At 67.9% G+C, this 20,783-nt stretch carries 24 protein-coding genes; 14 read left to right on the forward strand and 10 right to left on the reverse strand.

All coding sequences use genetic code 11. The annotated features are described in order from the left end of the window. Positions 1-99: 99 nt before the first annotated feature. The 3 genes from C1I92_RS02315 to C1I92_RS02325 all read left to right on the forward strand — a co-directional run bounded on the left by C1I92_RS02315 (position 100) and on the right by C1I92_RS02325 (position 3,547). Positions 100-1,779, forward strand: a complete 1,680-nt coding sequence (locus C1I92_RS02315) for a ParB/RepB/Spo0J family partition protein (RefSeq protein ID WP_111253050.1) — start codon at positions 100-102, stop codon at positions 1,777-1,779. A 92-nt stretch (positions 1,780-1,871) separates the two neighbouring features. Continuing rightward, entirely contained in the window at positions 1,872-2,774 is a 903-nt protein-coding gene (locus C1I92_RS02320; RefSeq protein ID WP_111253051.1) for a DNA-processing protein DprA, read from the forward strand. A 194-nt stretch (positions 2,775-2,968) separates the two neighbouring features. Continuing rightward, positions 2,969-3,547, forward strand: coding sequence for a dienelactone hydrolase family protein (locus C1I92_RS02325; protein WP_111253052.1), 579 nt, complete (start codon positions 2,969-2,971; stop codon positions 3,545-3,547). A 327-nt stretch (positions 3,548-3,874) separates the two neighbouring features. Here C1I92_RS02325 and C1I92_RS02330 read toward each other — a convergent pair whose 3' ends face one another. Next, on the reverse strand, positions 3,875-4,225 hold the full coding sequence (locus tag C1I92_RS02330; protein WP_111253053.1) for a hypothetical protein: 351 nt from the start codon (positions 4,223-4,225) through the stop codon (positions 3,875-3,877). A gap of 127 nt (positions 4,226-4,352) precedes the next feature. On the opposite strand from C1I92_RS02330, the gene mobF reads away from it, so the two are divergent. Continuing rightward, entirely contained in the window at positions 4,353-7,898 is a 3,546-nt protein-coding gene (gene mobF / locus C1I92_RS02335; protein WP_438940516.1) for a MobF family relaxase, read from the forward strand. A 3-nt stretch (positions 7,899-7,901) separates the two neighbouring features. On the opposite strand, the gene C1I92_RS02340 is transcribed toward mobF, so the two are convergent. The 3 genes from C1I92_RS02340 to C1I92_RS34270 form a co-directional block, all read right to left on the reverse strand. Continuing rightward, positions 7,902-8,156, reverse strand: a complete 255-nt coding sequence (locus C1I92_RS02340; protein ID WP_111253054.1) for a helix-turn-helix domain-containing protein — start codon at positions 8,154-8,156, stop codon at positions 7,902-7,904. Further along, a complete protein-coding gene (locus C1I92_RS35530) occupies positions 8,146-8,391 on the reverse strand; it encodes a winged helix-turn-helix domain-containing protein (RefSeq protein WP_111253055.1) in 246 nt (81 codons plus the stop codon). The genes C1I92_RS02340 and C1I92_RS35530 overlap by 11 nt, the downstream gene beginning before the upstream one ends. A gap of 61 nt (positions 8,392-8,452) precedes the next feature. Then, the gene (locus tag C1I92_RS34270; protein ID WP_199520878.1) at positions 8,453-8,872 is read right to left on the reverse strand and encodes a helix-turn-helix domain-containing protein; all 420 of its coding nucleotides are present in this window, start codon (positions 8,870-8,872) and stop codon (positions 8,453-8,455) included. A 311-nt stretch (positions 8,873-9,183) separates the two neighbouring features. Between C1I92_RS34270 and C1I92_RS02355 the strand changes: the two genes are divergently transcribed. From C1I92_RS02355 to C1I92_RS02365, 3 genes are read left to right on the forward strand one after another with little or no spacing between them, the layout of a single operon-like run. Next, on the forward strand, positions 9,184-9,390 hold the full coding sequence (locus C1I92_RS02355) for a hypothetical protein (protein ID WP_111253056.1): 207 nt from the start codon (positions 9,184-9,186) through the stop codon (positions 9,388-9,390). Next, a complete protein-coding gene (locus C1I92_RS02360) occupies positions 9,387-9,923 on the forward strand; it encodes a DUF6879 family protein (RefSeq protein WP_111253057.1) in 537 nt (178 codons plus the stop codon). The genes C1I92_RS02355 and C1I92_RS02360 overlap by 4 nt, the downstream gene beginning before the upstream one ends. After that, positions 9,923-10,771 carry a helix-turn-helix domain-containing protein gene (locus C1I92_RS02365; RefSeq protein WP_111253058.1) on the forward strand — a complete coding sequence of 283 codons (849 nt, stop codon included), beginning with the start codon at positions 9,923-9,925 and terminating at the stop codon, positions 10,769-10,771. Before C1I92_RS02360 ends, C1I92_RS02365 begins: the two co-directional genes overlap by 1 nt. 45 nt (positions 10,772-10,816) lie before the next feature. Here C1I92_RS02365 and C1I92_RS02370 read toward each other — a convergent pair whose 3' ends face one another. Both C1I92_RS02370 and C1I92_RS02375 read right to left on the reverse strand, forming a co-directional pair. After that, on the reverse strand, positions 10,817-11,353 hold the full coding sequence (locus tag C1I92_RS02370) for a GNAT family N-acetyltransferase (protein ID WP_111253059.1): 537 nt from the start codon (positions 11,351-11,353) through the stop codon (positions 10,817-10,819). Continuing rightward, positions 11,350-12,642, reverse strand: a complete 1,293-nt coding sequence (locus tag C1I92_RS02375) for an NsdA family TPR-like regulatory protein (RefSeq protein ID WP_199520879.1) — start codon at positions 12,640-12,642, stop codon at positions 11,350-11,352. The genes C1I92_RS02370 and C1I92_RS02375 overlap by 4 nt, the downstream gene beginning before the upstream one ends. 461 nt (positions 12,643-13,103) lie before the next feature. On the opposite strand from C1I92_RS02375, the gene C1I92_RS02380 reads away from it, so the two are divergent. The 4 genes from C1I92_RS02380 (at position 13,104) to C1I92_RS33280 (ending at position 14,760) form a co-directional block, all read left to right on the forward strand. Then, positions 13,104-13,394 carry a hypothetical protein gene (locus tag C1I92_RS02380; RefSeq protein WP_111253060.1) on the forward strand — a complete coding sequence of 97 codons (291 nt, stop codon included), beginning with the start codon at positions 13,104-13,106 and terminating at the stop codon, positions 13,392-13,394. 237 nt (positions 13,395-13,631) lie between these two features. Then, a complete protein-coding gene (locus tag C1I92_RS02385) occupies positions 13,632-13,913 on the forward strand; it encodes a hypothetical protein (RefSeq protein WP_111253061.1) in 282 nt (93 codons plus the stop codon). Between the two features lie 53 nt (positions 13,914-13,966). Continuing rightward, on the forward strand, positions 13,967-14,179 hold the full coding sequence (locus C1I92_RS02390) for a hypothetical protein (RefSeq protein ID WP_146604988.1): 213 nt from the start codon (positions 13,967-13,969) through the stop codon (positions 14,177-14,179). A gap of 155 nt (positions 14,180-14,334) precedes the next feature. Beyond that, complete coding sequence (locus C1I92_RS33280) at positions 14,335-14,760, forward strand: hypothetical protein (RefSeq protein ID WP_146604989.1); 426 nt, start codon at positions 14,335-14,337, stop codon at positions 14,758-14,760. 68 nt (positions 14,761-14,828) lie between these two features. On the opposite strand, the gene C1I92_RS02400 is transcribed toward C1I92_RS33280, so the two are convergent. Beyond that, entirely contained in the window at positions 14,829-15,692 is an 864-nt protein-coding gene (locus C1I92_RS02400; protein WP_111253064.1) for a hypothetical protein, read from the reverse strand. 205 nt (positions 15,693-15,897) lie between these two features. Here C1I92_RS02400 and C1I92_RS02405 point away from each other — a divergent pair, with 205 nt between their 5' ends. Then, positions 15,898-16,989: a hypothetical protein gene (locus C1I92_RS02405; RefSeq protein WP_111253065.1), complete on the forward strand. Its 1,092-nt coding sequence runs from the start codon at positions 15,898-15,900 to the stop codon at positions 16,987-16,989. Positions 16,990-17,191: 202 nt separating this feature from the next. Here the strand turns inward: C1I92_RS02405 and C1I92_RS02410 are convergent, their stop codons facing one another. Continuing rightward, positions 17,192-17,740, reverse strand: coding sequence for a hypothetical protein (locus C1I92_RS02410; protein WP_199520880.1), 549 nt, complete (start codon positions 17,738-17,740; stop codon positions 17,192-17,194). A 14-nt stretch (positions 17,741-17,754) separates the two neighbouring features. Then, positions 17,755-17,886, reverse strand: a complete 132-nt coding sequence (locus tag C1I92_RS35215; protein ID WP_267896700.1) for a hypothetical protein — start codon at positions 17,884-17,886, stop codon at positions 17,755-17,757. Positions 17,887-18,078: 192 nt separating this feature from the next. Between C1I92_RS35215 and C1I92_RS02420 the strand changes: the two genes are divergently transcribed. Together C1I92_RS02420 and C1I92_RS02425 are read left to right on the forward strand one after the other, a co-directional pair. After that, positions 18,079-18,696: a TetR/AcrR family transcriptional regulator gene (locus C1I92_RS02420; protein ID WP_111253165.1), complete on the forward strand. Its 618-nt coding sequence runs from the start codon at positions 18,079-18,081 to the stop codon at positions 18,694-18,696. A gap of 128 nt (positions 18,697-18,824) precedes the next feature. Continuing rightward, positions 18,825-19,229, forward strand: coding sequence for a four-helix bundle copper-binding protein (locus tag C1I92_RS02425; protein ID WP_111253066.1), 405 nt, complete (start codon positions 18,825-18,827; stop codon positions 19,227-19,229). Between the two features lie 91 nt (positions 19,230-19,320). Here C1I92_RS02425 and C1I92_RS02430 read toward each other — a convergent pair whose 3' ends face one another. Continuing rightward, on the reverse strand, positions 19,321-20,769 hold the full coding sequence (locus tag C1I92_RS02430; protein ID WP_111253067.1) for an MFS transporter: 1,449 nt from the start codon (positions 20,767-20,769) through the stop codon (positions 19,321-19,323). Positions 20,770-20,783: the final 14 nt, after the last annotated feature.

A 20,783-nucleotide genomic window follows, 5' to 3' on the forward strand; every position in this document is an offset into this window, starting at 1 on the left:
GCCCGATCAATCGGCAATTGCCGAAAGGCAAATGGGGATCTGAACAGGACTCACACCCGGTGAGGCCCGGACCCCTGGAATCCCGAGAGGGGACAGCCGATGACCACCCAGACGATGCCCGCCGAGGGCGCCGCGAGTCCGGGGACGATCCACACCGTGATCGGGCAGGTCGTGCACCTCGACCCGCATGACCTGGTGATCGAAGACAACATCCGGACCACCGTCAAGATCCCGCGCTCGTTCATCGCCTCCGTCCGCGAGCACGGGGTGCTCGTTCCGCTGATCGCGCACCCCGGGCTTGACGGCAGGATCGAGGTGCGCGACGGCCAGGTCCGCACCCTCACCGCCCGCGAGGTCGGCTGCTCTACAGTCCCGGTTTGGGTGATCGACCGGGACGACGAACGACGCCTGCGGATCATCGAGCAGTACATCGCCGGGGTGCACCGCATGGGCCTCTCCGAGGCCGACAAGACCAAGGCGTGGCGTCAGCTCTCCCTGGACGGGATGAGCGTCACCGCGATCTCCCGCCAGCTCGGAGCCAAGCGGGAAGACATCAAGACCGGCATCGCCGTCGCCGAGCACGACCTCGCCGCTGCGGCCATCGCCGAATACGACCTGACCCTCGACCAGGCTGCTGTCCTCATCGAGCTGGACGACGACCCTGACGCTGTCGCGAAGCTGCGCAAGGTCGCGAAGGCCACCCCGGCCCGGTTCGACCACGAAGCCCAGATGGCCCGCGACGCCAAGGTCCGTCGTGAAGAACTGGCCCGTGTGCACGCCGAGTGCGAAGCCAAGGGCTACGCCGTCGTCGACCGGCCCGCCTGGAACGACTCCACCACGGTCAGGCTCGCCGACCTGCAGACCGAGGACGGTGAACGGCTCACTGAGCAGAACTACGCCGGGAAGCCTGGTCACGCCGTCGTCATCGATGCCCGCTACGGCCGCGTTGAGGTGGACCACTTCGTGGTCGACTGGCGCAAGCACGGCCTGCGCAAGATCGGCTCGACCGGCACGGTTGTCGGCGGAAAGCTCACCGACGCCGAGAAGGCCGAACGCCGCCGCGTCGTCGCCAACAACCAAGCGTGGGACTCCTCGGAGACGGTGCGCCGTGAGTGGCTGACCAAGCTGCTGGCCCGCAAGCGGCTTCCCAGCGACGCCGCAGCCGTCGCCGCCACGATCCTCGCCACCCAGACGGGGCGAGTCGCACGGGCAGCCAACGGCGGCCACCAGATGGCAACAACGTTGCTCGGGCAGGAGAACCGTCTGGGCGCGCACCCGCTCGGCAAGCTGCTCAGCAGGACCCCGTCCAAGGCAGGGCACGTGGTCCTGGCTATCGCGCTCAGCGCGATGGAAGACGCCATGAGTCGCTACACCTGGCGCAACCCCGGCCCGGACGACCGGCACTACCTCAACCAGCTCGCCGCCTGGGGCTACACCCTCTCCGACGTCGAGCAGATCGTCACCGCCGACCCCGAGCAGGCGACCCAGGGCGCCCCTGCCGAAGCAGACGACGACCAGGAGCCGCAGTCCGAGGACCCGGGGTCCAACGTCGACACCGACGAAGGCGAGGGCACCGAGAGCGAGGACGACGCCTCCGAGGATGGTGCGCCCGCCGACGCCGAGCAAGCGCGCCGGGCTCCCGACGACGGCGAGGCGGACGACGACGGCGAGGCGGACGACGACGGCGAGGCGGACGACGACGGCGAGGCGGACGACGACGGCGAGGCGGACGACGACGGCGAGGCGGACGACGACGGCGAGGCGGACGAGGACGCCTGACCACAGGACACCAGCAGTCGGCGGGGTGCGGCCAGGACTCGTGGCGGCACCCCGCCCCTGAACGTCGCACTCACCGAGCGGAGAAGACCATCATGAACCCCCCGATCCATGACGCCGACCACATCCTGCGCACCGTGGTAGACGGCGACCGTGAACGTCTCGCCCGGATCGCCCTGGCCATGATCCCCGCGAACGCTGGCCAGGCCATTCCCAGCCCCGAGATCGGCGCGGCCGAGCCCCGGCTGCGCGAGCTGCTTTTCACCGAGCCGCACCGCCTGGACGCCGGACACTTCCACGCCGTCCTCACCGCCACCGCTGATCACGACTTGGACGTGATCATCCCTGGTGACGAGCTGTGGCCGACCGGCCTGTCCCAGCTCCACGACGCCCAGCCCGTCGCTCTGTGGGCACGAGGCAACACCGACCTGCTCACCCGGGCGATCGCCACCCGGATCGTCCTGACCGGCTCCCGAGCGGCCAGCCACTACGGGGAACGTGTCGCCAGCGACATCGCCCACGACCTCGCCAAGAGCGGTTACGTGGTCACCACCGGCGGCCAGTTCGGCATCGATGCCGCCGCGCTCCGCGCAGCGTCCGGCGTTGACGCACCGAGTATTGCGGTCCTGCCCTCAGGGTTGGACCAGCCCCATCCCGCCGCCCACGGCCCACTGTTCGACCGGGTCGCTGGCTCCGGCGGGTTGCTGCTCACCGAGGCTCCACCCGACGCGCGTGCGACGCGAGCGGCCCACGCGCGACGGGGCCGCATCATGGCCGCGCTGGCGGGCACCACCGTCATCGTCGAAGCTGCTCTACGCTCAGGCGTGCTTCCGATCGCGCAGCAGGCTATTGCCCTGTGGCGGATCGTCGGCGCTGTCCCGGGACCGGTCACCAGCGCAACCAGCGCCGGATGCCACCGCCTCATCCGCGACGGCGACACCCACCTGATCACCAGCGCCGACGACATCATCGACATCATCGACGACCCAAAGTCCTGACCCAGCACGACGGTGGGCCGGCTCTCCTCGAATGAGGGAGCCGGCCCACCGGCGTATGCGCGCCGGCCCCACTCACCGCGTCCGGCCGCCGGCGAACGCACACGGCCCGAAGTCCGAGGCTCGCGGTGCGGCGACCAGGGCTCGTAGACTCGCCGGAGCCGGTGCCTCCGGAACCGGCGGACGGGAGGTCGATCATGGCCGAAGTGCTGCTGTTCCACCACGCTCAGGGCCTCACCCCAGGGATCGCCGCCTTCGCCGCGGACCTGCGATCGGCTGGGCACACCGTCCACACCCCTGACCTCTTCGACGGCCGGACCTTCGGGACGATCGACGAGGGGATGGCTCATGCCGAGGCGATCGGGTTTCCCGACGGGGTTCTCGAGCGCGGCGTAGCGGCGGCCGAGGAACTGCCCACCGATCTGGTGTACGCGGGTTTCTCTCTCGGGGTACTGCCAGCGCAAATGCTGGCCCAGACCCGCGCCGGGGCACGGGGTGCGCTGCTGTTCTACTCCTGTGTGCCGGTGTCGGCGTTCGGTCCTCGGTGGCCCGACGACGTGCCGGTGCAGGTGCACGGCATGGACGCCGACCCGATCTTCGTCGGCGAGGGTGATGTCGACGCCGCCCGGGCGCTCGTCGAGGAAGCTAACGACGCCGAGTTGTTCTTGTATCCGGGTGACCAGCACTACTTCGCCGACAGCTCGCTCCCGTCCTACGACGCGGAGGCGACGGCCCTGCTGAATCGGCGGGTGCTGGACTTCCTCGACCACGAGTGAACCGCTTCCTTCGTCGCGCCGTTAGCGGCTAACACGGGAGCAGTTCGCCCGCTGCCGCCATCAGCGCGATTACGGTCGACTGCCCACGCCCCCTGCGACAGCACCCGCCGCGCACGACCACCTCGACAACGCCCATCCCTGACCGCCCGCCTGGCATACACCGCCGCCCCGGACAGGTGCCTCCTCACCAGATAGGTGAACGCCCCTCGACACACCCAGGCACCACCACCTGACCGCCGCTCTTCAACGGCCCCACGCCTCTTGCAGATCGAGGAGGCGTTCGGATCACGTCAGCGTTGGCCGGCCGCACATTGCGAGCGAGGTCGTCTAGTTGTTGGGGGTGTCGTCCACTCCGAAGAGGCGTCCGTCGAGGTCAGTATCTGAGTACCGCCATAACGGCAGGGGCTGGTCCGGGTCGGTGTGCGGGCCGCGTAGCATGCGGTAGCCGCCTTCCTCGCGTTCCCACAGGCCGACTTCGACGAGAAGCCTGACTTCGCCGGCTATCTCGTCAGAGGCGCCGAACAGCTCTCGAAGTTGCGCGTCGCCCACGAAGCCTGTGCGCCCATGACCTCCGGTCCAAGTGCCTGCGCGGATCCACAGCCCAAAGGCCGCGAGCCCATCCTCGTGCTCGAACAGGCCGGTGCTGTCAATGTCTGAATGCCAGTCAAACGTGCCCACGGTTGGATCTTGCCAGGTCAAAGACCCTCCATCGAGCAGCCAGCCCGCATCAAGGCGTCGACGGATGTTAATCTGCGTCGGGCCACGTTCCAGGGCCTGCTGCCCACCTCATTGCGTGACGGTGTCGATGCGGGTGATGTCCGCCGGCGATGGCTACAAGTACCTGGCGAAGACGATTGCGGCCGCGGACGGCGACAGATCGCTGTCGACACCGCTGACGCGCTACTACGCGGAGAAGGGCACGCCACCGGGGTGGTGGCTGGGCAGCGGACTGGTGTCGTTGGGTGGACCGCTGACGGTGGGTGATCGGGTCAGCGAGCCACAGCTGCAGTTGCTGATCGGCATGGGGCGACACCCGCTGACGGGCCAGCCGCTGGGCCGCGCGCACCCAGCGTTCCGCAGCATCGCCGATCGCATCCAGGAGCGGGTCGCAGACCTCGATACCGACCTCGGTCCGGCAGCGCGTGCTCACGCGGTCGAAGCGATCGAGGCGGAGGAGACCGAACGAGGCACCCGGCGGGTGGTAGCCGGATTCGACTTCACCTTCTCGATCCCGAAGTCAGCCAGCGTCGTGTGGGCGGTTGCCGACGCCGGCACGCAGACGCTGATCGCGCAGGCCCATCATGCGGCGATTGCGGACGTGGTCGCGTTCATGGAGCGTGAGGTTGCAGCCACACGCGTGGGTGCGACAGCCGGCGACGGTGCGGTTGCGCAGGTCGACGTCACCGGGGCGATCGCGACGGCCTTCGACCACTACGACTCCCGGGCCGGCGACCCGCACCTGCACACCCACGTGGTCATCTCGAACAAGGTGCAAGCAGTCCTCGACGAGAAGTGGCGTGCGCTGGATGGCCGGCCGATGCACGCAGCAACCGTCGCGCTCTCCGAGCTGCACGAGGCGCTGTTCGCCGACCACCTGACGCGCACGCTCGGCGTCGAGTGGGAGCAGCGGGAACGGGGCCGGGACCGCAACCCAGCATGGGCGATCACCACCGTGCCGCCCGAGCTGGTGGCCGAGTTCTCATCCCGCTCCCGCAACATCGACGCCGAGACCGACCGGCTCATCGACTCCTACGTCGCCGCGCATGGCCGACGACCGTCGCGAACGACGATCCTGCGGTTGCGTGCACAGGCAACGCTTGCGACACGGCCGAAGAAGGAAGTGCGATCGCTCGCGGAGCTCACGAGCGGGTGGCGTTCTCGCGCGAGTCGGGTCTTGCGGGGCGACGCGACCGGGTGGGCGCAGACCGTCACTCTCGTCGGTGCCGCGCCGCCGCTGTTGCGCGCCGACGACATCCCGCTCGAGGTGATGACCGAGCGCGGCCTGAGCGTGATGGAGACGGTGGGGGAGAAGCGGTCGACGTGGCGGAGGTGGAACCTCTACGCCGAGGCGGCCCGGCAAACGATGGGGTGGCGGTTCGCGACCACCGCGGATCGAGAGGCGGTCATCGGCCTCGTCGTCGACGCCGCCGAACGGGAATCGCTGCGGCTGACCCCGCCCGAGCTGGCGCCCAGCCCGGCCGCCTTCCAGCGCCCGGACGGCACCACAGTCTTCCGGCCGAAGCACTCCACGGTCTTCTCCTCGCACCAGCTGCTCGCCGCCGAGGACCGACTACTCGACCGAAGTCGCGATACCACCGGGCCGGCCCTCGCCTTGGGCACCATCGAAGCGGTGACTCGGCGGCGCGGCCGCAACCGGCAGCGGCTGGATGCGCACCAGGCCGCAGCCCTCACCGCAATCGCGATGTCGGGCCGCGTCATCGACGTCCTCGTCGGACCGGCCGGCACCGGCAAGACCACCGCCATGCACGCGCTGCGCCGCGCCTGGGAACGCGAGCACGGCCCCGGCTCCGTGGTGGGGCTTGCGCCGTCGGCAGCCGCCGCGGACGTCCTGGCCGGCGAGCTGGGCATCCAGACGGAGAACACAGCGAAGTGGTGGCACGACCACCAGGCACGCCGCACCACCTTCACCGCGGGCCAGCTTGTCATCGTGGACGAAGCCTCGCTGGCCGGCACACTGTCGCTGGACCGGATCACCGCGGTCGCCGAGCTCGCCGGCGCGAAGGTGCTGCTGGTGGGGGACTACGCACAACTCCAGTCCGTTGACGCCGGCGGTGCGTTCTCACTGCTCGTCCACGATCGCGACGACACACCGGACCTGCTCGAGGTGCACCGGTTCACCCATCCGTGGGAGCGCACCGCCTCGTTGCAACTGCGCCATGCAAACGCCGATGTCATCGACACCTACATCGAGCACGGCCGCATACTCGACGGCGACACCGACGAGATGGTCGACGCCGCCTATACCGCCTGGCGTGCCGACGCCCTCGCCGGGAAAACATCGGTCCTCATCACCGAGGCCCGTGAGAGCGTCACCGAGCTCAACCTGCGCGCTCGCATCGACCTCATCCTCGACGGAACCGTGAACCCCGACGCCGGCGAGGTCGCGCTGCACGACGGTGCGGCTGCAGCCGTCGGTGACACCATCATCACCCGCCGCAACGAGCGCCGCCTGCGCACCGGCAACAGCTGGGTCCGCAACGGCGACCGCTGGACCGTCACCGCTGTCCGGCCCGATGGATCCCTCACCGCTCGTCGCGCCGGCCGACGCCGCGGCGGCGCCGTCGTGCTCCCGGCCGGCTATGTCGCCGAACACGTCGACCTCGGCTACGCCATCACCGCCCACCGGGCCCAAGGCATTACCACCGACACCGCACACGTCCTCGTCCTGCCCACCACCACGAGAGAGAACCTGTACGTCGCCCTCACCCGCGGTCGCGAACTCAACATGGCCTACGTCGCCACCGACCTGCCAGACACCATCCACACCGGCCCGCACCCGACCGACAACCCCGAAGCGACTGCCCGCTCGGTCCTCTACGGCGTCCTCCAGCACGTCGGCGCCGAACTATCGGCGCACGAGACCGTCGCCGCTGAGCACGAACGCTGGGCATCGATCGCACAGCTCGCTGCCGAGTACGAGACGATCGCAGCTGCGGCTCAGCACGATCGCTGGTCTTCCCTGATCCGCGCCTGCGGCCTCGGCTCGGATGGGGCCGAGAGCGCGCTCACCTCCGATGCATTCGGCGCGCTCGCGGCAGAGCTACGACGAGCCGAAGCCAACCACCACGACATCGATGCGCTCCTGCCTCAGCTCGCCCAGGTCCATGGGTTCGACGATGCTGAAGACGTGGCTGCCGTTCTGCACGAACGCCTGGCCCGCGCCACAGAGCGCCCCGCTCCTATCCGTTCCCGCACCCGCGCAACCCAGAGCCACATCGTCGGACTCATCTCGGAGGCGACCGGCCCGATGGGGCCAGATATGCGCGCCGCCCTGACCCGACGTCGCGCTCTGATCGAGGCCCGCGCCGAAGCCGTCCTCGATGCCGCCCTGCACGATCGCCAGGCCTGGGCCGCCGCGCTTGGCTCGCCACCAGCTGACCGCGCCCACGTCGCCCGCTGGCGACTTCACGCCCGAACCGTCGCTGCCTACCGCGACCGCTACGGCATCACCACCTCGAACCCCCTTGGGGCGACTCCGCAGAACACTGCTCAGAAGATCGACGCCGCACGCGCCGCAGCCGCCCTCGATGCTGCCCAGAAGCTCAGCAGCCCAGCCCGTCGCACCGACGCCGGCACGATCGTGCGCGACCCCGGCCCGGTCCGGCTCTAGTGCCTACACATCGGCGCCACCAGGGCGATCGGGTAGTCGATGCTCGAGCTTGGCGCGGTCCAAGATCTCATCGAGGCCAACCCCGAGTGCCTTGGCGATCCGCGTCAGCTCGACCGCGTCGACGCGCCGGGTGCCGGCCTCGTTCTTGGCCACCCAGGCCCGGTCCTCGCCGACTAGTTCCGCCAGCGCCGATTGGGAGAGGCCCTTCTCCGTGCGGAAGTCGGCGAGCGCTCGGCCGAGATCTGCTCTACTCCCCATGGCGACGGACCTCAGGCCCGAACATCCCGCGTGCGTGGACGACCTCGACGACGCCTTCCGCCTGGAGCACCGCAACGGCGCGTCTGACGGTGTGCACTGAGACCTCGTACTCGAGAGCAAGCTTGGGTTGGCTGGGCAAGCGCCGGCGCTTACTCAGATCTCCGACGAGGACACGGTCTCGGAGGTGGTCAGCCACATGTTGGTAGGTGTATCCCGGGCGGTCGCGATCGATCATCGGTGTCGCTCCGTCAGGCGGTGGAAGGGTGGTCTAGTGCAGGACGGCGCTTCCCAGATCATCACGGCAGCAGAGCACTCGGAGCAACGTCTAGCGCGACGGCAAGGCCGCTGATCACCTGAAGCGACGCGGTTCGTCGGCCCGCCTCGATGTGCCCCAGAGCGGACCAGTGCATGCCGGCCAGCGGTGCGAGCTCCTCTTGCGAAAAGTCGCGCTCGACGCGGAGCGCGCGAACCCGATAACCGAACTCGCTCTGGATGTCTTGTTCGGAGCGGCGGCGGGCAATGGCGCGATGGTGCGCCCGAAGCACATCAGCACGCATCCGCCGTCGACTCACGTGACCATCGGGCCCTTGACGGACCACCCGCACGTAGCGGACTTCAGCCTTGTACAGACGGTCGATGTACCAAGCTGCATCCAGCTCGCTCAGAAACACCTCCTGGCCAATCTCCAAGTCTGAGTGGTCGCTGGGCTTCACCATCGGTTGATCTCCTCTTCCCCGGAACCCTGGTTCGCATCGTCACTTCCGTTGGTCGGCCCAGTGGCGCGGGAGTTCGGGGCCATCCCGCGCCACCGGTACCGGTAGCCGCAGCCTTGAGCAGCCACGGAGGGACCGTAGGAGGCGCTGGGGGAGAGCAGAAGCGCTGTGCTCGGTCTTTCCGACCTGGTGAAGCCCAGTGCGCCCGTGAGCAAACTGGAGCAAACTTCTTCCTCAGCTCGCAACGTTCGTTCTATGGTCTGTCGCAAGCCCATCGGACGGGGCGATACTCGGCTGATCCCGGAGGCGCACGCATGCGACTGACCTACCTCGGAAAGACATCGGACTCGGGCAAGAACGGCTGTCCGGCGCTGTACGCAACGGACCGTGGCACCTTCGTGGTGCAAGGCAAGATCGTGACGGATCCAGACGCCCTCGCGGATCTGCGCGATCTCGCACCGGATGAGACCATCGTGGAGATCCCCGCCGATGTGCTGCGCTTGGCAGACTCGGCCCGATGACAGAACTCCTCGCCGGCGCCGCATTCCGCGGACTCTTCGACCGCTACGAGCACACCGCCTTCCGACTGGAGACGCGGGAGCGCTACGTCGACGACGAGGAGCAGGAGCCACTGCGCAAGTTCCTGTCGGGTGAGCCTGCCGACGACGCATGGTTTGCCGACTGGGTTGAAGACATCGAGGCAGCCGCTGCTGCCGGCAAACGGGTCGAGCGGGTCCGGGTGGTCAACGAGCCGTTCAGCGACTACACCCGCTTCGGCTTGGACCTGGCGAGACTCAACGTCGGTGCCGGCGAGGACATCAGGTACCTCCCTCGCCGCCTCGCCAGCGAACTGTCCCTTCCCAGTGAGGACTTCTGGATCTTCGACTCCAGGTTCCTGGCCGTCCTACGGTTCGCTGACGATGATCGCTTGCTCGGCGTGGAGGTCGTCGACGATCCAGCACAGGTCCTGCTGCGCTGCCAGTGGCGTGACGTCGCCTGGCACTACGCGACTCCGTGGCAGGACTTTCGCGGAAGGTCCTCCAACAGCACCTGATGTCCAGCTTCCAGCGCGAGCGGGAGGCATTGGGCCAGCGTCTCCGGGAGCTTCGCATCGAGGCCCAGTTGACTGGTCGCGCTTTGGCACAGCGCGCGGGAGGCTGGCCTTCGAGCAAGATCTCCAAGATCGAGTTCGGGAAGCAGACGCCATCAGGGCGGGACATCGAACTCTGGACGATGCAATGCGGCGCGAGCGAACGCCTGCCTGAGCTTCTTGGCGCCCTGCACGCGCTCGAGACGCACTACCAGGAGCATCGTCGGCAGTTCCATGCCGGCATGGCGCGGCATCAACGCGACTACGCCGCGATGGAGGCCAACACCGAGCTCATCCGCAACTTCGAGAGTTCATGCGTATCCGGGCTGCTCCAAACACCGGACTACGCGAGGTTCAGGCTGGTCGAAGCCGTGACCTACAACGGCTCTCCGGACGACCTGGACGCCGCCGTCATGGCGCGGATGGAACGACAGCAAGTGCTCTATGCCTCAGGCAAGCGGTTCCACATCGTCATGACCGAGGCTGCCCTCCGCTACCGGCTCTGTCCTCCCGCCGTCATGGAGGGCCAGCTCGACCGCCTGGTGTCGGCGTCGACGATGCGCAGCGTCCGGTTGGGCGTCATCCCGTTCGACGTCACCTGCCCGGTGATGCCCGTTCACGGATTCTGGCTGTTCGACGAGCAACTGGTGCGTGCCGAGACCTTTACGGCCGAGCTGCACATCACGGAGTCCTCCGAGCTGCGGGCGTACGCCAGGGTCTTCAACGACCTCGCCGGCGCCGCCGTCTACGACACTGAGGTCCGAAACCTGATCATCGGTTTGATGGCAGAACTGCCACGAGTGGCTCCATAGACCTCGCGGCAGCAGCCCTCGCGCGCCGTTCAGCAAGCTCTCGTGTCAAGGTCGAATGATCGAGTACAGCAGAGAGTCGCGCCAGGCGCCGTTGGTGAAGACGTGATCGCGGAGTCGCCCTTCGTACTCCATACCCACACGTTTGACCACAGCGATCGATGCCGTGTTCTGCGGGCCTATGGCGGCCGTGATCCGGTGCAGGTCGAGGACGTCCCACGCATAGCGGACCATGGTCTGAACCGCGTCGGTCGCGTAACCGCGGCCCCAATGGTCGGCTGCGACGGCGTAGCCGACTTTCGCCGCGTGAACGCCGCCGAGGGCGAGGCGGATGAAGCCGACAGCCGGCGGGCCATCCAGCGGTTCGATCGCAAGGTAGAACTCGGTGCGCGGCTCGGACCTGGCGCTGCTGAGCATGCCGGTGAGGGTTGCGCGCGCCTGGTCGCGGGTGCGGCTGTCGAAGGACAAGAACGTCGTCACCCTGTCGTCGCCAACGATGCCGGCGATAACGTCGAGGTCTTCCGGCGTGAACTCGCGAAGGTTGACCCGCTCGCCGGACAGGGTCAGCGGAAATGTGTGGGTCACTGCTCGGTCGTGGGTAGGGCGCTGCGGCGGAAGACCTCAATCTCGTCTTGCAGTTCGACGGCCTCGGCAGACCGGATGCCCGTGCTGGTCAGTGCGCCGTGCACGCGTTCGACGGAGGACGCTATGCCGTGGATTCTTTGATCGGGCGGAAGGTCGAGCACGGGCCGGACGGCCTCGATGGCGCCGTCGAGTTCCTGGCGTTGGATCCGCGCAACCGCCAGGTCGCTCATCGCGCCGGCCTCGTCGCCGAATGCCCAGTCGTCCTCGCGCGAGGCGTAGGCGGCCACGGCGGCTTCGCTGTATCGCTCGGCGTCGGCCCCGGCGGACGGGAGCCAGGTGAGCGCGTCGGCGGCGTAGTACAGCTGTCGGCTGGGGGAGAAGGTGCACAGGCCGCCGAGATCGTCGAGGTCGTCCGACTGTGCACGGTCGAGCGCCGATTCGGCTCGGCAGATGGCGGCCTTCGTTTCGTCGGTGCGGCCAAGAGCGGCCCACGCACGTGCCTCACTGGCTGGGAGCCACACGGCGGCTGTGGAGCCGGCGCGGCCGGCGAACTCGGCGCCGCGCTGGGCGTACCGCACGGCGTCACGTGGGCGCCCGGACCAGTAGCTGAACATGCTCTCCAACCCGTTGATCCATGCGCGCAGGCCGTTGTGTCCTGCTTGCTCGGCGCACAGGAGCGCGGTGCGCGCCTGGGTCATGGCCGCGCGGGTCCGGCCCAGGTCGTGCGAGGACTTGGCGACCAGGCCGGAGGTGACGGCGGTCAGGAAGTAGAGCTGGCGTAGATGCGCCGGGTGCTGCTGAGGGGTCTCGATCAGGTCCATCAAGTCGCCCTGGACTTTGATCAAGCTGGGGAGCAGCTGGAGGACCGGTCGTTGCGGATAGTCGGTTGCGAGCGAGCGAACCTCATCGTGAATCTGTTCCAGTGCTTCGTCGCTCAGTCGCGAGCGCGACCGTTCGCCGAAGGCTCGTGCGCGTTCTGCCGCCATGTCGACCTCGTCTCCCAGACCGGCGTGTCTGCCGGTTGCATTGGTTAGTCCCGAGGGAGGAGGCGACAGCAGCTCGTCGACGGAGCGGTCGAAGAGGAGCCGCAGCACTCGACGAGTAGGTGCGCTCGGCGAGCGCCCGGCCGTCTCGGCGCGTGCCATCCGGCCGAGGTGGCGTGGACTCATCGTGGCACTGATCCCAGCCTTCTTGGCGGCGACCTCGAACTCGTGAGCAGCGTCTTCGATGGTCCAGTCCCTCTGGACGATGAGCCAATGAAGAAGAGTCGCAGGCTGCGGCTCCGTCACGTCGTCACCTCCCATCCCGTTTGGACCTAGCGTCGCGCTCCTGCCCCGGCAACGGAACCGATGTCACCGAGATGTCCCGCCAGGACCCGCACATGTCCTCTGTCGGCGGTCGAGATGTCCGGACCACTGACAGGACCATTTCGACATGGTCAACGGTACCGGTGACCGACTCGACCGTCAGGTTCCACGAGAGCTAGACCCCACCCAGCGACTTGTCAAACCTGCTCAGCCCGTCGACGAGCGGCCCAGCCCTCGAAGGGGCTTGCCGCCGTCAGGATCCCCGGAGTGGAGAGAATCGCAATGACCGGCTTCACCGCCCGTGTGCAGGGCCACGGCCTCGTCGACTGGTCACCAGAGCGCATCGATGCTTACGCCGCAGAGTTGCGGGACGCGCACGTGCCGGCCAGCCGTTGGCTGCCGGGGCGTCGATCAACCTGTGCGAACTGCCAGGCTCCCTGGCCATGCGCGTGGGCCGGCTGGGCCGAGCACTGGCGACGCAGCCTCACGCGCAGCGAGGCAACACGCTCATGACCTCGTCTGCCTTCATCCTGCCGTCGACGCGTTCCCAAAGCCTGCTGCACCACGTCTTCGTCACCGAAGGCGGCGAGCCGATCACGGACCGACCGCTGCCCTACGGCACGCGGCTGCCAGGGGGCGCAGATGCCGAGCTGCACGGACTCGGCTACACCCGACTCGACGAGTGGACCGAAGCCGCTGACGGCTGGCGCTGCACGGTCGAGCCCAACGCCTGAATTCGCAGGGAGGACGATCCACATGGGCACCACACCAAGGCCGATACGGGCAGTCGCGGACAGGCTCCACAACATCGCCACCGTCGCGCAGAGGAGCCGTTGGGCGCCTGGCCAGGCTCGGGTTGTCGTGGCCGCAGCGCTCGCACAGCTTCGTGATCCCGGGGCCAAGTCCGTCGACAACACTGCTCAGCGCTCCTACCCACCCTTGCCCATCTGTTACGAGGCCGAGTTCACGCGATGACCCGCACAGCGCGCATCACTGAGGAAGACAAGTGTCCGCGGAAGTGGTGCCAGGAGGCTGGCGAGCACGAGGTGCACCGCCACTACCTGACCTCATTCATGACCGCGGACGGCAGGGCCATCGGCGTCAACGTCGTCCAGTCAGGTGAACGGCCACGAGCCGTAGAGCTGACCATGCTCTCGCGACAAGACCCGGGGGAGACCGTCGTGTTCCAGGCCGCCGACGCCGAGCTCATATCCAAAGGAATGCGGGCCGCGGTCCGAATCGCTCGCCGCTGACCTGCTGTTTTGATCAAGATATCTAGATATAGTCAATTTATGGGTGGGTGCCGATGACGACGCCAGACGAACGCCGGTGGTTGATGATCACGCCCGACGTCCAAGCCGCCCTCCTCATCGCACTTCTGCGCCGAGCTGGCGGCTCGGTCACCATGCCCCTTGCCGAGCTGCAAGCCACCGCGGACATCACTTGGGAACTCGAGGCCACCCAGAGCCCCGTCGCGGCCGACCACTTGGTGATCCGGCTGCGTGAGCGTGGCATCTAGGCTCTGGCGGCCCAGGTCTGTTTCGACAACCGAAACTGGCCTACGATCTCGACCGGACGCCCGCTCTCTGTCCTTGGCTTGACGAGAGAGCGGGCGTCTATGCTGCGTATCCACCTGTCCTCGACCGCGCACACGCAGCGCCATATGCTCCGCCCATGGGCCGGGAGACCAGCGACGAGCACTACGTGCTGGACCTGTGCGACGAGGTGCTCGGCGAACGCGGTTCGCGCGGTCACCGTTTCGACTGGTTGCTCGGTGATGCTGGCAAGACAGGCCGCCAGGTCGGATTGCCAGTGGACGCCTACTGGCCAAGTAACCGCCTCGTCGTCGAGTACCGCGAACGCCAACACGACGAGCCAACCGCCTTCTTCGACAAGCCGGATCGCCTCACGATCAGTGGCGTGTACCGAGGCGAGCAGCGAGCGCTCTACGACGCCCGTCGCGACGAGCTGATCCCAGCCCACGGTCTGCGTCTCGTTCTCATCCGACTGACGCAGCTTGACTCGACCCCACGTGGACGGCTCCATCTCCATCGTGGCGTAGATCTACCAGTCGTTCGCCGGCTGCTCAGCCTGACATAGACCATGAGCTTGACCTGGGGCGCATACCTGAGGCAGCTGCGCATCGTCAGTCTTCAGATGACGGCGGCTTACAGCCCAGGTGCCGGCGGCTCCGTGCGACCCGGGCCTTGCTGCGGTGTAGAGGAGTCGAACGGCCATGGTGTGCCCGAGGCCTGGTGCGCGCCCGCCGACGGGGCTCGACCGTTGGTCCTCGCCATGCGGGTTCGGTGGATGGCTCGGTTGGCGTCGAACGCCGCTGCTGTACGAGTGCCCAACAGCTCAGAGTCCGCGACAACCACGACCAGTTCCTGGGTCGGATCGTGTCGAGCGTGCGCATCGTATTGGCCGGACACCAGACGGGCGTGAGCCTCGCCGGCAGGTCCTTCATACAGCGGCGGGCCGAGCGGGTCGTCCGGGTCGGGGATCGAGACCTCCCGGTCCGCAGCCGCCGTGATCCGGCGCAACTCGGCGAAGGCCTCAGGCCCAAGCATGCCGGCATCGGTCAGTGCCGATTCGGCGTCCAGCACATGCCGGGCGACCTCAACCGCAAGCAGCTGACGATCGAGCGGAATCCCGTCAGCTCGTACCTCGGCAGGGCTCATGCCTGTCCAAGCGAACAGTGCCAGCTCGCCGAGGTTGCGGTGGGCCATGGCCGAGAGCCAGAGCGGGAAGCTCATGCGTTCCAGCTCGCCCGCGCGGTAGTCCTCGCCGGCCTCGATCAGGACGTGTGCTGCCAGGCGTAGCCCATCCTGCGCGGACAGTTCGATCTCGGAAGCCGCATGCAAGTGGCTGTTCGTGAAGGTGCCCGGCAGATCCGGATTCGTCGACTCCACCCGCCAGGCGAAGCGCGAGAGCACCTCGTCCGAACCCAGTGCGTTGACGCCCAGATGCAGCACAGACACATGTAGTTCGCCCACCATGCAGTCCGCGTACCGCGCCTCGTCTGCAGTCATCGTGTCTCCGATCGCCGCTGGGCTGCTCTATCAACGCCCAGAGGTACGCCGCCACCCCCCGACGCACGCGATGCATCGCCCCACATCTGAAGGGCGGTGCACTTTGGTCGTGCCGGAGGCCGACCATCCATTGGGGAGAGCACAGCACTACCTACGGCAAGGGACGCCGACCGCCGCGCCCCTTCCCGGAGGAGGACTCACGCCCATGACCTACGACGGCGCGCCGATGAATGACCTGGACCCCAGCGTCACCACCACCCTTGCGTTGACTGCGGTTGCTCGAGAGCGACGTCTGACCTCCGCCGGCGAGCGCCCCTTCGACTTCGCCGACGAGCTCGCGGAGATCCTTGCCGCGGTCAATGCCCGCATCGGCGGAACCGACGAGCTCTTCGTCGGCCGGCCAACCAGCGACCGGACAGAACTGATCACCACGCTGATCGCCGCTGGGACCGCGCGGCGCCCCGGGCCCGACCGAGGCACGCATGAGGCCACCGTGTACCGAGCGATCGTGGCGGCAACCGACCTCGCCCGGCAGTCGGGCGCCTACATCGACGACGACGGCCGCTCGCCCTTTCCGTTCGCCGACGAGCTCACCGATGCCCTCAGTCGTGTGACGGCCAGCCTCGGCGGACCGGCAGAGCTGTTCGCCGGCCAATCGGCCACGTCCAACGCGAAGACCGTCGCTGAGCTGCTCGGTACGACGCTGCCCGAGGACCTGCCCGCGTACCGATCCGAGCCTGTCCGAGTGCTGCTCGACGTCAACGACCAGTTCGAAGAGTCCGGGCTGCAGGACCACTATCACTGGGTTCTCCAAGGACTCTGGTCCGCAGTCCTGGACGAGAGGCTTCCGGATCAGTACCGGCTCCGTGCGACCGCCACCTACGAGGCGATCCGCGCCGGGTACTCCGCCCAGAAGAGCGCATATGCTGAGACCTACATCCGCACAGCGCCGCAGGTAGCCGAGCAGCTCGGTCTGCATGCGCCGATCGAAGTGTTCGTCGGACACCACGACGACCCGGCCGCGCCAGCTGAGGATCCGCTCACGCGCGAGGTGACGCAGGCACTCACCCAGGCAACCATCGTTCCTGGCACCGGCCGGCCGCCGCGGGAACGCCGCCCTGGCCGTCGGCCAGCAGACCTCCCCGGCGTCGCGTTTCGAGCGCGCACCAGTGTGGAGCCGCGGAGCACGCCCTCGCAACCGGCGCCCACTCTGCCGCCACCCAAGCCCGGACTCAACGTCCGCCCGGCCACCGTGCACCCGTCACGCGATCACCGATCCGACGGACTCCAGCTATAGCGGCAATTGAGTGACTCACGCTCGGAGCCGCGGACAGTCGCTGTCGCCACAACGTGTGCTGGAACGGCCGCCGCAGTCATAAGTGGCTCTTGCGGTTCGATCGTCGAAGGCGCTTGGATTGAGCGTCGGCAGCGATTCGATGCCGATGGGTGGGCAGGCGGTGCGCTTCCCCCGTCGTGCCGCCTGCTCCCTCGCCTCGGACTCACTCTGCTCGCCGTGCTGACGGCGTGGTCGCTGTTCGGGCTCGAGGTTCGGTGCGCTGTTGCCGTCGCTCCAGGCGTCGTCGCTCACCGTAGGGAGTGACTCCTCGCGGTTTGTAGACCGCGAGCACTGCGGCCACCAGCAAAAGCAGCAGGGCCAGGACAGCGTGGAGTGCGGGCGAGATGTTGCGCACGGAGTCCAGGTCGGCGCTGTCGTCGGCTGCTGTCGCGGCGAACTGCTCGAACGAAGGCAGGTACAGCAGCAGGTAGATGCTGGCAATCACGTTGATCAGCAGCTTGAAGATCACCCAGTAGTGCCTGAGCAGCCCCCATGAGGTGCCGAGCGACTGGATGACGCCGGTGAGCAGCGCCAGAAGTGACAGGGGGACGAGGGTAAGACGCGCGGCGGGCTCCATCGCCAGGTAGGCGCCGCGAACGGTCGACGCGTTGTCGCTGGTGAGGGCAACGATCGCGAGAGCCAGGAAGACGGCGACTGCGCCGAGCCAGCCGAGGGAGGACGTGACGTGCGCCGTGAGGACGAGTTTGCGCACGCCAGGGGACAAGGTCATCCGTGGATGCCTTCAGACGATTCGTGATCGCCCCCGTGGCGACCGGGCCCGTGATCGCCGCCGCCGGCGACCGCGAGCACGATGAACAGCGCGATGATGAGCGCGGCGACGGCGCCGAAGATCTTCACCCAGCGCGGGGTGCCCCTGGTCGAGCCGTGGTTCGGTACAGCGTCGATGTCGTCGTGAGTCTCGTGCTGTGGGTCGGACATCTCTGGGCTCCTTGAGGCCTGCGAGCGAGGAAGCGCTCACGACATTATCAATACAGAATGTCTCTTTCAATACAGAGTGTATCGAGCAAGGACGCGTTGTATCCTGGTGTGGTGCCGAAGCTGTGGAGCGAGACGATCGAGTCGCATCGCCGGGAGGTTCACGACGCGATTCTCGACACGGCCGCGGCGTTGGCGGCCGAGTACGGGTTGTTGTCGGTGACGATGTCGCAGATCGCGGAGAAGACCGGCATCGGCCGCGCCACGCTGTACAAGTACTTCCCCGACGTTGAGACGATCGTGCGTGCATGGCACCAGCGTCAGGTCGCCGACCACCTGGCGCGACTCGTGGTCGCGCGGGACCGCGCGGTCGGTGATGAGAATCGTCTCGTCGCCGTTCTCGAGACGTATGGCTCCATTCAGAGGCACCGGGTGAAGGCACATCGCCACCAGCCACACGGAACCGAGCTGGCCGCCTTCGTCCACCGCGACCCGCAGATCGCCCAAGCGGAGCGCAAGGTACAGCAGCTGATCCGTGAGCTGATCGACGAAGCGGCCGCGGCCGGAGCGGTGCGCAACGACGTCGACGCCGGCGAGCTGGCCGACTACTGCGTCGGTGCCTTGTCCGCGGCGAGCCGGCTGACGTCGCAGCAGGCAGTACAGCGGTTGGTGGCCGTGATCATGAGCGGATTGCGACCACTCGAGGGGTCGGATGAGCGCATGAGTTCATGAGGCTCGCCACGACGTGTGCCGATCTGCGTCACGGGTATGCGGACACTCGGGCCGCTGCGGGCCCTTGCTGCGAGCGATGAGCCCCGTGATGTGCTGCCCGATCGCCACGCGAGTGGAAGGAGACCACCATGCAGGTGGCCGAGATGCTGCAGACGTACCCCAAGGATCTTGGCGGCGTGGACCGGCAGGCGCTCACGACATGCATCGAGCAGTGCTTCGCGTGTGCCCAAACCTGTACGGCGTGCGCTGACGCCTGTTTGAGCGAAGACATGGTCGCTGAGCTGGTGAAGTGCATCCGCACGAACCTGGATTGCGCCGATATTTGTGAGACGACCGGCCGCGTGTTGTCACGGCACACCGGTTACGACGCCAACCTCACGCGCGCGTTCTTGGAGGCGTGCGCGACGGCGTGCGCGTCATGCGCCGACGAGTGCGACCGCCACGCGGAGATGCACGAGCACTGCCGGGTCTGCGCGGAGGCGTGCCGCGCCTGTGAGCGCGCCTGCCGCGACCTGGTCGGGTCGCTGGGCTAGCGGCTCGCCGAGCGCCGAGCTGTGCCCCCGCACGGCACCGACACGGTGCCGTGCGGGGGAGCGATGGACTGGGCTGTGACCAGTGACGGCCTCATCGACTTGCGACGTCGTCCAGCTGCTCTGACGGCCGCGCCTCGGCGTCCGGCCGGGACCGCAGGGTGGCTGCGGCGAGCACGGCTCCTGCTGCGGCGATGGCCGCGGCGCCGACGAATGCGGCGGAGAAGCCATCGGTGAGGGCCGCTAGGTCGCCCAGCTGATCGGCGCCGTAGCCCGCGGCCACGGCGGTCATTGCCGCCAAGCCGAGCGCGGAGCCCACCTGGTAGCTGGTGTTGACGATGCCGGCGGCCAAGCCCCCTTCCTCAGCCCGGGCGGAGGAGATGGCCGTGCCCAGCGACGGGATGAACGCCAGCGACATGCCCAGGGCTGCGACGAGTGACGCTGGGAGCACGTCGACCCACAGGCTGCCGTCGGGGCGGATGAAGGACAGCCAGCCCATGCCGATCGCCAAGATCGCCAGCCCGGTGACCGTCATCGCCTTGGGGCCGAACCGGCCGATCATGCGCGGAGCCAGGGCGATCATCCCGATCATGATGAGCACGGTCATCGGCAGCAGCGCGGCGCCGCTGGGGAAGGCACTGTAGCCGAGCACCTGCTGCAGGTAGAGGTTCAGGAAGAACCACATCGGGATCCACGCGCCACCGAGCAACAGCTGGGCCAGGTTGGCGGCGCCGAGGTTCGGCGCGCGGAAGATCGACAGCCGCATCAGCGGTTCCCGGCGGGCCGCCTGGACCGTGAGGAAGACTCCCAGCAGGACGACAGCGCCGGCCAGCACGAGCCAGGTCTCACCGGCCGCCCACCCGACCTCCGGAGCGCGCACGATCGCGTAGACAGCGGCGCCGAGGCCGGCGGTCACGGTGAGGGCACCGACGATGTCGACGGAGCCGCGCGTGCCGACGCTTCCGGCGGGCATCAGCGCAGGCGCCGCGATCAGCGCGATCAAGGCGATCGGAACGTTGATGTAGAAGACCCACGGCCAGGAGACGTACTCAGTGATGACGCCGCCGAGAAACACGCCGGCGGTGCCGCCGGCCGGCGCAGCCGCGCCGTAGATGGCCAAGGCCTTGGTCAGCTGCCGCGGCTCGGCGCCGAACAGCATCATCAGCAGCGTCAGGGCAGACGGCGCGATCAGCGCGGCGCCGACGCCCTGGACGGCGCGGCCGGTCAGTTCAGCCGCCACGGTCCCGGCGGCTCCCGCGAGCACGGAGCCGGCCAGCAGGATGAACCAGCCGAGGCTGAACATCCGGCGCGCCCCGAACAAGTCCGACAACCGTCCGCCGAGAAGCAGCAGACCCCCGAACGCGACGACGTAGGCGTTGAAGACCCAGGACAGCTCGCCCTGAGAGAAGCCGAGATCGGCCTGGATCTCCGGCAGTGCCACGCCGATGATCGACGTGTCCATGATCACCATGAACTGTGCCATGGCGATCAAAGCCAACGCGGCCCAACGCCGCGAGGCCGCCGACGACGATGTCGTGGACATCTCATACTCCTTAC

Source organism: Jiangella anatolica (genome assembly GCF_003236295.1).
Taxonomy (GTDB): domain Bacteria; phylum Actinomycetota; class Actinomycetes; order Jiangellales; family Jiangellaceae; genus Jiangella; species Jiangella anatolica.

Coding starts and splice junctions, on each gene's coding strand:
- C1I92_RS02315 (WP_111253050.1), top strand. CDS start 100: ATGACCACCCAGACGATGCCCGCCGAGGGCGCCGCGAGTCCGGGGACG.
- C1I92_RS02320 (WP_111253051.1), top strand. CDS start 1,872: ATGAACCCCCCGATCCATGACGCCGACCACATCCTGCGCACCGTGGTA.
- C1I92_RS02325 (WP_111253052.1), top strand. CDS start 2,969: ATGGCCGAAGTGCTGCTGTTCCACCACGCTCAGGGCCTCACCCCAGGG.
- mobF (WP_438940516.1), top strand. CDS start 4,353: ATGCGGGTGATGTCCGCCGGCGATGGCTACAAGTACCTGGCGAAGACG.
- C1I92_RS02340 (WP_111253054.1), bottom strand. CDS start 8,156: ATGGGGAGTAGAGCAGATCTCGGCCGAGCGCTCGCCGACTTCCGCACG.
- C1I92_RS35530 (WP_111253055.1), bottom strand. CDS start 8,391: ATGATCGATCGCGACCGCCCGGGATACACCTACCAACATGTGGCTGAC.
- C1I92_RS34270 (WP_199520878.1), bottom strand. CDS start 8,872: ATGGTGAAGCCCAGCGACCACTCAGACTTGGAGATTGGCCAGGAGGTG.
- C1I92_RS02355 (WP_111253056.1), top strand. CDS start 9,184: ATGCGACTGACCTACCTCGGAAAGACATCGGACTCGGGCAAGAACGGC.
- C1I92_RS02360 (WP_111253057.1), top strand. CDS start 9,387: ATGACAGAACTCCTCGCCGGCGCCGCATTCCGCGGACTCTTCGACCGC.
- C1I92_RS02365 (WP_111253058.1), top strand. CDS start 9,923: ATGTCCAGCTTCCAGCGCGAGCGGGAGGCATTGGGCCAGCGTCTCCGG.
- C1I92_RS02380 (WP_111253060.1), top strand. CDS start 13,104: ATGCGCGTGGGCCGGCTGGGCCGAGCACTGGCGACGCAGCCTCACGCG.
- C1I92_RS02385 (WP_111253061.1), top strand. CDS start 13,632: ATGACCCGCACAGCGCGCATCACTGAGGAAGACAAGTGTCCGCGGAAG.
- C1I92_RS02390 (WP_146604988.1), top strand. CDS start 13,967: ATGACGACGCCAGACGAACGCCGGTGGTTGATGATCACGCCCGACGTC.
- C1I92_RS33280 (WP_146604989.1), top strand. CDS start 14,335: ATGGGCCGGGAGACCAGCGACGAGCACTACGTGCTGGACCTGTGCGAC.
- C1I92_RS02400 (WP_111253064.1), bottom strand. CDS start 15,692: ATGACTGCAGACGAGGCGCGGTACGCGGACTGCATGGTGGGCGAACTA.
- C1I92_RS02405 (WP_111253065.1), top strand. CDS start 15,898: ATGACCTACGACGGCGCGCCGATGAATGACCTGGACCCCAGCGTCACC.
- C1I92_RS02425 (WP_111253066.1), top strand. CDS start 18,825: ATGCAGGTGGCCGAGATGCTGCAGACGTACCCCAAGGATCTTGGCGGC.
- C1I92_RS02430 (WP_111253067.1), bottom strand. CDS start 20,769: ATGTCCACGACATCGTCGTCGGCGGCCTCGCGGCGTTGGGCCGCGTTG.